Source organism: Vibrio sp. 14G-20 (assembly GCF_026241515.1).
Taxonomy (GTDB): domain Bacteria; phylum Pseudomonadota; class Gammaproteobacteria; order Enterobacterales; family Vibrionaceae; genus Vibrio.
The window spans coordinates 1-1825 of record NZ_JAPHPW010000056.1 but is presented as its reverse complement, the minus strand read 5'-3'; the positions used below and the strand labels follow the sequence as shown (position 1 = coordinate 1825).

The window sequence follows — 1825 nt, the reverse complement described above, 5'->3', positions numbered from 1 at the left end:
ATCTACATCTACATCTACATCTACATCTACATCTACATCTACATCTACATCTACAATTTTGCTTTTCTTCTCTTTAATAATCAATAGATCTTGATTTAATCAAATGAAACTATTATGTCGTGAGCACAATGGTGACCTAAAGAATTCCCCTTCAACAGTTCTCATCATCCTCCTACTCGGAGGCTTTAAAAAGTTATAGTAAAAATATTATTGAAAAATTTTAACATTAAAAATACAAGGTGGATATCTTACATGTTTAACCCCCTCCCCTGCTCTATCATCGCCGAATGCAGATTGCAAATTAATTAATATTAATTTCATGTTAATTAATTGACGAAAATAAAACGACACCGCATCATAAAACTTAATTAGCAACAGTGTTTTGTAGCGGTCGATTCGAACCTACTTTAAGTTACTGAACTACTTTTTTTTATATTTTCTAAGTTATTGGCTTTGTTATATTTAAACAACCGAGCTTTGGAGTAAACGATGAACACAATAAACATACCATTGGCGAGAATTAAATTAGAAAGAATAGTAACAAAACAAGGAGCTACTTTTGGATTTGAAATTCTAACAGCCAATTATAAAGATCTAGGCTTGGATTTTTTTTCACTAACACCTAAATCTAGAACAACGATTAACCTATTACTAAGAAATCAATTGAAAACTTTGGCTAAATTTCAGTGGGAAAATAAAAGTAAAGGATTCAAGCCAGGTCAGGTTATTTTTATAAATGTAGAGCCTTGGCAGTTAGAGGACTTGGATATATGTAAAGATATTGCTCTCGTACATCGATATCTTAACCAAAGTGGTATTAATATATGCATAGAGTTCACTGAAAGGGAATTTGAGGATCTTAGATTTCATGTAATATTAAAAAACTTGTTCTATCTGAAGGATAAAGGGTTAAAGATTGCTCTCGATGATTATGTTTTTGATGAAATAACTTGGCGAACTTTATTAGTAAAGTGCATAAATTGTGTCGATTTTCTAAAGGTGGACATTACAAGCCAAGTAGATAAAGACCTATTTGTTAAGTTTGTATCGGGATTAGTATCGCAGCCAAGAATGATTTTCGAAAAAATCGAGACAGAAAAGGAGTTCCAAGCAATGCTCGATTTTCAGGTCGAAACTCCATTACTACAAGGCTTTTTATTTAACTAAAGAAGAAAGTATTATGGCTATTTTAGATATCATATCAATGGAAGACCCTAGGCTAAGAGCCATCTCAAAACCAATCGAAGAAATCAATAGCCAAGTGACTAACTTGGTTAAAGATCTCATTGAAACAATGGAAATTAATTCTGCTGTTGGCTTGGCCGCTCCTCAGGTTGGAGAAAATATATGTCTATTCGTAATCGACTTGGCCCCTGAAAAAGACAAACCTACCGTATTTATCAATCCAAGTTATGAGTCTATCGACGGGTCAATACAATTGAGTCCTGAAGGCTGTTTGTCAGTAGGTGAAATAGGGGCGAGATTAACAAGATTAAATAGAATTCGTGTCAACTATACAGACCTTGATGGAAATAAAATGGTTATGGAAACCAAGGGGATGTTATCGGCCAGCATTCAACACGAATGCGATCACTTAGAGGGAGTTTTATTTATAGACTACTTAAACAAGGGGAAGCTAATTAAAATCATTGGTTGTATAAGAGAAAAATAACTTTAAAAATTATCATATTATAGCGAGTTCTAAAATGAAATCATCTTCAAAAATTTTATCCATAATTATTTTAGTATTTTTTGGATTAGGTTACGCACAGGCTTTGTTGCGTAATTCAGTTTAGAGGCAGAGCAGCCCCATTTCGTGTCTTTC

Annotated in this window: 2 protein-coding genes; both read left to right on the top strand. The window is 33.2% G+C overall.

The features are described from left to right. Positions 1–489 precede the first annotated feature (489 nt). A complete protein-coding gene (locus OQJ75_RS22410; protein ID WP_265974975.1) occupies positions 490–1167 on the top strand; it encodes an EAL domain-containing protein in 678 nt (225 codons plus the stop codon). Between the two features lie 13 nt (positions 1168–1180). Further along, the gene (gene def / locus OQJ75_RS22405; RefSeq protein ID WP_265974974.1) at positions 1181–1672 is read left to right on the top strand and encodes a peptide deformylase; all 492 of its coding nucleotides are present in this window, start codon (positions 1181–1183) and stop codon (positions 1670–1672) included. The last annotated feature ends 153 nt before the right edge of the window (positions 1673–1825 follow it).